We start from the raw sequence: 7,672 nt of genomic DNA on the forward strand, positions 1-7,672 counted from the left end.
CCGTGACGATGACGGCGACGAGCAGCCCGCGCAGGATCCGCATCGCTACGTTTAAGTCAGATTCGAGAGGCTTGGGTGTTTTGCGTGGCATCGGTTTCGGCGTCCGGCGCCTCACCGAATCGGCCGAGTACTAGGGTTCCGGCCACCGCTATGGCGAATCCCGCCACGACCAGCCAGCCGAAACCGTCGCGGGTGCGATCGCCGAGCCAGACGACTCCGACAAGCGCAGGTGCGACCGTTTCACCGACGACCATCCCGGCTACGGCCGTGGTCACCGATCCGCGCTGCAGAGCCGAGGTGAGGATCAGAAAACCTGCGGCTCCGCCCGCCAGCACCGCATAGAGCGCCGGATTGGTGTAGAACGCAGCTTTCCTCGGATCGATTTGATCGAGCAGGCGCACGGCGATCTCGACGACACCGAACCCGCTGCCCGCGCCGAGACCCAAGGTGACGGCACGCGCGCGGTCGCCCAGTCGGCCTCCGACAGCTCCCGCGATGAAAACCGCGGCAACCACAGCCAGCAGAGCCCACCCGAGACCGGCCGGGCCATGCCGGGAACCTTCAGGGCCGGCAGCGACGCCCAACATCGCCAGGCCCGCGCAGACCACGGCGACCGCGGTCCACTCGGCTCTCGACACCCGTACCGAAAGCAGCCAGGCGGCCAGGATCGCCGTGACCGCAAGCGAGGCGGCTATCGCCGCGGCGACAACGTAGATCGGCACCAGCCGCAGCGCCACCACTTGCAGCACAAAGCCGAGGCCGTCGAGCCCGAGCCCGGCGACATAGCGCCACTGCCGGGCCGCGCGGAACAACAGTGCGGCGTCCACGCCGGAGCCGCTGCCGGCTTCTACCGATCGCGTGGCCGCGGCCTGCAACACCGACGCCGCGCCGTAACAGACCGAGCAGCACAGGGCCAGCATCAAGCCAATCAACACACCTCGACGATACGAGAAGGCTCAGTTACCACCACCGGGCAGGATCCCGGAGACGGAAGAGGGCATATTGCCGTTGGCAACGGAGGTCATGAACCCGGGGCATTGCGCCTTGATAGCCATTCCGGCCAGGAAGCCGGCAATCGGCGGGGCGGCACCACCGTGGCCGCTGGCCTGCGCTGCGCTGCTCGCCAGGCTGCTGCCCGGTTGCACAAGCATGGGGCAGAACGACTGGGCCACCTGCGCTATGGCGTCACTAATCGGGTTGCCGCCATCAGCGCCGATGTTATCCAGCACCGAGCCGGCGGGATCACTGCCCGGGTCAGCATGAGCCGGGGTGGACGACGCCATGGCTGCGGTGAGGACGGCCACGGTGACGAGGAAAGGCCGCAGCACGCTGGCGGTCGTCGCAATGAAGTCCACCGGGTTGACCCGTCTCCGGTCGATCGCCACCCTGGTTCGCCGGAACAGCATCGGGCGACTGGACGGTACGCGCCGTTGGGTGGCCACCATGGTCAGTGCGGTCATGTCGAGCTCCTGTTTTCCCCGTCATGGCCTGCGCCATGCGGCATAGTTGTCACTTCCGTAACGTGAGCTCCATCGGTCACACCTGCAACACGATCAGATAACCCCGCGCACCCGCCGCGTGTCGATACTGCAATCGGTGAGACTTAGATGAGACATTTCTTAGTTTCGGTCCAAAACAACCAAGGATCGCCACAGTGAACCAGCGTGTCTGCGGTGGTTCACCATGTCGGCGAACCATCCCGCACCGACAGTGGCGTCGCGGTCAGCGCGCAACATCTCATCGATCACGTCGGCTAACGGGCTGATCCTAGGGGCCCACCACCGACGCAGCACCGGTTCCGGCGGCGGGGCGGACATCAGCGCCTGGCGAGCGGTGCGACGGTGCATCCTGTGCCGTTTGGCCAGCGCCCGCACCGACAGTGCGGGCGTAGACGCTGGCGACGGCGCTGTAGCGGCGTTCCACGTCGGCGCGGTCGGATTCTTCAGGCACCGACTCCAGGTTGGCGCGCTGAATCATCGCGGCTTGGTCCATCAGTACCCGAGCCTGATCAGCGTCGGTGGTCTGCTCCATGATCGCTTTGAGCGCCTCAAGTTCGCGCATCAGCAATGCGGGCATGCCGCTGCTGGCCTGGCGGACCTTGGCGAATGACCGCTGCACTAGATTCTCGTAGCTGACCTGCTCGCAGATAATGCGGACAGCGCCGGCGCGGTCGCGGTAGACCTGCGCCGGGGCCCACACCCGCACGAGCTTGCACAGGGTGTCGCCGAGCCAGTCCACGCACGAAAGCGCCGTGAATGTGTCGTTGACCGCCGGGGACAGTGCCCGGATGGCAATCTCCACCAGTTGGTCGATGCCGAAGGCGGGGTCCTGGGCGAGGGTGCGGACCGGCCCGGTTATCTGCGCGCGTCTCAGGCAGCGGGTAATGCGGCCGGCGGCTTCGGGCGGCCACACGGCGGCCAGTTTCCGGCCCTCCACCAAGAAATTTCCCGGACGGTAGGGCACGCGCACGACCGCATCAGCCGCCGATGCAGCGCGGATGAGCTTGTCGTAGCGGATGGCCTGCAGGTAGCCACCTTTCGGGGTAGGGATCATCGCCCCCGACGACTCGATGGTCTCGATCAGCGCGGCAATCTCATCAGGGTCGTCTTGCTGGTCCCCGGTGGACATCCGGATGTCGGGCTTTCGCACTCCGAGGTAGCGCGTCAAATCACCCGCGATAGCGGCGATCACGAAGGGAAGCTGGATCTGGATAGCGATGTGGTGAAGGAAGTAGATGAGCACGGCCAGATCGACGAGCACCAGCACGAATACGACCGAGACCGACAGGTGCGGCACAAACACACCGTGCTCTGCAGGGCCGATCGACAACAGCACCAGCACGCAGTACACGGCTGTCGCCACAAACGTGCCCAGCGTCAACTGAGTACCGCGATCGCGGATGAAATTGCGCAGCATCCGAGGCCCGAACTGGGTCGAGGCCAGCGTCAATGTGACGATCGTGACCGAGAAGTTGATCCCGATCACCGTCATGATCGCAGCCGCGACCGCGAGCAGAATCTCCCGTGCCGTGTCGGCGCTGCCGTTTTCCACCCACGCCGGCAGGCGGAGGACACCGTGGTAGACGGCGCGATCCACCTCCAAGGTGGCGCAAAACAGCGCGACCGCTGCGAGCACCTCGACGGTCGGCACCAGCCAGAAGTTGGTGCGCAGCACTTCGCGCCGCCACTGCGACAGCCCTGAAATTGACCGCACCATCCGAAGGTTAGGGCACTGGCAACCCCTCAGCGACGTCGGTGTCCTCCAGACCGCGGGAACAACCCGTTCTCTGAACGAAGTTTTCACCGATGCGCGCGATACCAACATCTCCGCCTGACGGCTGGCAGCGTCGCGGCCGGTGGTCGCCCAGATCGGAGAGGGCCTTGTCCGCCTCGATCACCCGTTCGGTTTTGACGCCGCCCTAAGGCGGCCAGCACATCGGCGAACGGATCGAGGATATAACTCAGCTCGACAACCGCACAGCTTGTGCCAGCCTTCGGTTGGTGACCCGCAGTTGGCGGTCCGTGCTGTCGGTGAGCGCGCGAACCCCGGCCGGCTGTAGCCGGCCGCAGAGCCGGCCCCAGTGCACCGCGACCTCGTCGCCGACGGCGACATCGGGCACCGCGCTGTACCCGTCGATCCAGATATCGAGCAAGCGTGCCGAAGGTTCCGTCAGCGCCAACGCATGACCATCCCAGATCAGCCTCTGGCCCAACACTTCGACCTGCTCGCCGTGACGGGCGATCACTTCTCCCCAGGAGATGCGGCAATCGTCCAGCACGCCCAGCGGATGTTCGTCCATGCCCCGGCCCAGAAATCGGGTCCACGGGTAGACGCCGAATACGTGAAAGCAGTGATTGCCGGCCGCCTCGCAAATCAGGTCGGGCGTGAGATGCGACCAATATCGACCTGCCTGCGGTCCGATGATGGCCAGCAACGCCTCGAAAAAGTCACCCGCGTCGACGTCGGCGCCAACGCCGCCGCCAAGCCAGTACGACTGGACAACTCGGTGATCGAGCGGATCGGTGATCCCAGTCAGTTTGGACAGCACTTGCAGATACGGCCAGGCTCCGGAAAACTTCATCGCCGCCTGACGCACGTCATCGACCGAGCCGTCTCGCAGGGTGGCTCCCAGCGGGGGACCGCAATAACCGAGTGCGTTGGGCGCGTAGGCGTACCTGGCAAACATCTCGGCGCCGCGAGTGTCTCGCTGGTCAGGGGTCGGCGCCGACACGCGTCACACCCGACCGGACTGTCCTACGAGCTTGACGGCATCGCGGTGCATGCGACCGAAGTTGTAGTAAGCCGCGCAGGCACCCTCGGGGGACACCATGCAGGTCCCGATTGGGGTCTCCGGCGTGCACGCAGTGCCGAAAACCTTGCATTCCCAGGGCTTCAGCACACCCTTGAGCACCTCACCGCACTGGCAGGCCTTCGGATCGGCGACCCGCACGCCGGGCATCGAGAACCTGAGTTCGGCGTCGAACTCGGCGAAGTCGTCGTGCAGTCGCAGTGCACTCTGTGAGATGAACCCCAGCCCACGCCATTCGAAGTGCGGACGTAACGCGAACACCCTGCCCATCAGCGCCAGTGCCGCTGGATTTCCGTGTTCGGGCACCACGCGCTTGTACTGGTTTTCCACCTCGCAGCGGCCCTCGCGGATCTGGCGGAGCAGCATCGCGACCGACGCCAGAATATCCAGTGGCTCGAATCCCGCTACCACCAATGGCTTTCCGTACACCTCCGGCACGAAGCGGTACGGCCGGTTACCCACCACGGTTGACACATGCCCGGGGCCGATGAAGCCGGACAGCCGCAGGTCCGGCGAATCCAGGATGGCCTTGATCGGCGGCACGATCGTGACGTGGTTGCAGAACACGCTGAAATTGGTCAGGCCCAGGTCGCGGGCCCGCACCAGCGTGACGGCGGTCGAGGGTGCGGTGGTCTCGAAACCGATAGCGAAGAACACCACTTGCTTGCCGGGGTTGTCGACCGCGATCTTGAGGGCGTCCAGCGGCGAGTAGACGAACCGCACGTCGGCACCGCGCGCCTTCGCGTCCAGCAGGCTGCCGTTGGAGCCGGGCACCCGCATCATGTCACCGAAGCAGGTGAAGATCACGTCGGGTTGGCCGGCCAGCCACATCGCGTCGTCGATGCGGCCCATCGGAATAACGCAGACCGGACAGCCCGGGCCGTGGACGAGTTCGACATTGTCCGGCAGCAGATGTTCGATACCGTGCCGGTAGATGGTATGGGTGTGCCCGCCGCACACCTCCATGAACTTGAAGTGGTCGGGGCCTGCCCCGGCCAAATGCTGGATGGCACCCAGTAGTTTGCGGGCCGCCGCTGGATCACGAAACTCGTCAACGAATTTCATCGCTCTTCCCTTTCCCGTCCTACACAATGGCCGAGGAATCGAATGCTTCCATTTCGGTGGAGTAGGCATCGCCGAGTTTCTTGATTGCGGCCAGTGTGAGCAACGCTTCAGTCTCGTCGATCTTGGCCATCGCGAAGCCGACGTGGACCAGTACCCAGTCGTCGCTCTCCGGCATGTCCTTTTCCAGCAGGCGCACGCTGATCGTGCGTTGCACGCCACTCACGTCCACCTTCGCCAAGTAATTTGCGGCGTCGGTGATCTCGACTATCCGGCCGGGAATCCCAAGGCACATGTCATGCTCTCCTTTCTCTCCCAAGTCCGATTCAGCAGATTCGGGGCAGCGGATCCCCGACAAGCATGTCGACGATCCGGGTACCGCCGAACCCGGTTCTTAGCACCACGGTTTCGGCAGGTTCGGTGACGACCTGCCCGACGTCGGCCGCATCCGCCCCCAGCGGATGGGAGCGCAATGCGGCGAGCCCTGACTCGGCCTCCTCCGCAGCGACGACGGCGATGAACTTGCCCTCATTGGCGACATAGAGCGGATCGATGCCGAGCAGTTCGCACGCGCCGTTCACCATGGGCCGCACTGGAAGTCGCTCCTCTTCGAGCAGCACTCCGAGACCGCTGGCCTGGGCCAGTTCGTTGCAGACGGTGCCCACCCCGCCGCGGGTCGCGTCGCGCAGCCAGCGGGTGGACGGCGCAGCCGCCATGAGCAGTTCCACCAGCGGGCTGACCGAGGCGGTGTCGGATTCGATATCGGCCTCGATGGCCAAGTCGCCGCGGGCGAGCATGACCGCCATGCCGTGATCCCCCATCGACCCGGACAACAGCAATTTGTCCCCGGCGCGCACCGACTCAGCCGACAGCTTGCGCTCTGCGGGAATGACGCCGGCTCCCGCGGTGGTGATGAACATCCCGTCGGCAGCGCCCTTGGGCACCACCTTGGTATCGCCGGTGACGATCTGTACACCCGCTCTCACAGCGGCGGCCGCCATGTCGGCGACGATCCCTTTGAGTTCGGTGATCGGGAAACCCTCTTCGAGCACGAACGCCGCCGAGATCCACGACGGCACAGCGCCGACCATCGCAAGGTCGTTGCAGGTGCCGTGCACGGCCAGTTCACCGATTGAGCCTCCGGGAAACCGCCTTGGCTGCACTACAAACGAATCGGTGGACATCGCCAGGCGCTCGCCGCTGGGCAGGGTAAGGACCGCGCCGTCGCCGAGCGAGCATAGCAGCGGGTTGCGGAAAGCCTCCACGAACACCGCGTCGACGAGTGCCGCTGAGGCCTTGCCGCCTGCGCCGTGCGCCAGGGTGACGTGGTCGTCGAGCAGCCGGGGGCGTCGCCGGCGGAACGTCTCGATCCGCTCGATCACCTCTCCCTCGGCGAATCGCGGTCCCGACGCGAGATAGTCGCCCGCTGATTTGTTCATGCAGCCCCCAGGCCCTGATCACGGATTCGTTCGTGCGTTCCCAACCACAACTGGTAGCCCAGCATCGCATGAGATTCCTGAATGCGATGCACGCTTTGCGAGCGAACGACGAAGCAGACGTCCACATTCGGGTTGTCCAGAAATGCACCGCCGTCGTATCCGGCGAAACCGACGGTGTACAGGCCGCGTTGGCGCGCCTCGGCCAGCGCCGTGAGCAGGTTGGGGGAATTGCCGCTGGTCGACATGGCGATCGCGATGTCGCCGGCCCTCGCGCGGGCGATCAACTGACGAGCGAACACCAGGTCGAACCCGACGTCATTGCCCAACGCGGTCATGATCGCCTGGTCGGCGGTCAACGACCACGCCGGCAACGGCTTGCCGATCGGTGGCCGGGCGAATAGTCGGGTCAAAGTGGTGGAATCGGTGCAACTGCCACCGTTTCCGAAGGTGAACATCCTTCCCCCGGCGGTGAAGCGGCGTGCCATCTCGGTCGCGGAGCGCTCCAGCAAGTCGGCGTTGGCTTCCAGCGTGGAGCGCCGCAGTGCCACGCTCTCGGCCGCTTTCGCCTGAGCCGATGCGGCCAGGTCGGCGAGTAGTGAGGTGGGGTCGTCTTCCTGGGCGTCGATGAACGGGTACAGGAAGTTGGTGGGTTCGTCGTCTGCTGCCATCAGACGTCCTCCTCATTGTTTTCATTCATCTGCGCCGCTCCTCGATCCCGGCCGAGCCGGCATCTTCGTCGTCGACTTCGGTCATCTGCGCCGCTCCTCGATCCCGGCCGAGCCGGCATCTTCGTCGTCGACTTCGGTCATCTGCGCCGCTCCTCGATCCCGGCCGAGCCGGCATCTTCGTCGTCGACGCGGCA

At 65.2% G+C, this 7,672-nt stretch carries 8 protein-coding genes; all 8 read right to left on the bottom strand.

Translation table 11 applies throughout. From position 1 onward, the window contains the following. Positions 1-56 precede the first annotated feature (56 nt). Entirely contained in the window at positions 57-935 is an 879-nt protein-coding gene (locus WA317_RS03945; protein ID WP_425171798.1) for a DMT family transporter, read from the bottom strand. Positions 936-956: 21 nt separating this feature from the next. Next, positions 957-1,460 carry a hypothetical protein gene (locus tag WA317_RS03950; protein WP_425171799.1) on the bottom strand — a complete coding sequence of 168 codons (504 nt, stop codon included), beginning with the start codon at positions 1,458-1,460 and terminating at the stop codon, positions 957-959. A 307-nt stretch (positions 1,461-1,767) separates the two neighbouring features. Continuing rightward, a complete protein-coding gene (locus WA317_RS03955) occupies positions 1,768-3,213 on the bottom strand; it encodes a DUF2254 domain-containing protein (protein WP_425171800.1) in 1,446 nt (481 codons plus the stop codon). 247 nt (positions 3,214-3,460) lie between these two features. Next, positions 3,461-4,231, bottom strand: coding sequence for a DUF6390 family protein (locus WA317_RS03960; RefSeq protein WP_425171801.1), 771 nt, complete (start codon positions 4,229-4,231; stop codon positions 3,461-3,463). A gap of 3 nt (positions 4,232-4,234) precedes the next feature. Further along, a complete protein-coding gene (gene hypD / locus WA317_RS03965; RefSeq protein ID WP_425171802.1) occupies positions 4,235-5,374 on the bottom strand; it encodes a hydrogenase formation protein HypD in 1,140 nt (379 codons plus the stop codon). 19 nt (positions 5,375-5,393) lie between these two features. Further along, the gene (locus tag WA317_RS03970) at positions 5,394-5,666 is read right to left on the bottom strand and encodes a HypC/HybG/HupF family hydrogenase formation chaperone (protein WP_425171803.1); all 273 of its coding nucleotides are present in this window, start codon (positions 5,664-5,666) and stop codon (positions 5,394-5,396) included. Between the two features lie 31 nt (positions 5,667-5,697). After that, a complete protein-coding gene (gene hypE / locus WA317_RS03975) occupies positions 5,698-6,810 on the bottom strand; it encodes a hydrogenase expression/formation protein HypE (RefSeq protein WP_425171804.1) in 1,113 nt (370 codons plus the stop codon). Then, entirely contained in the window at positions 6,807-7,478 is a 672-nt protein-coding gene (locus WA317_RS03980; protein ID WP_425171805.1) for a D-sedoheptulose-7-phosphate isomerase, read from the bottom strand. The genes hypE and WA317_RS03980 overlap by 4 nt, the downstream gene beginning before the upstream one ends. Between the last annotated feature and the right edge of the window lie 194 nt (positions 7,479-7,672).

The sequence above is a fragment of the Mycobacterium sp. genome, from assembly GCF_049802695.1.
Taxonomy (GTDB): domain Bacteria; phylum Actinomycetota; class Actinomycetes; order Mycobacteriales; family Mycobacteriaceae; genus Mycobacterium.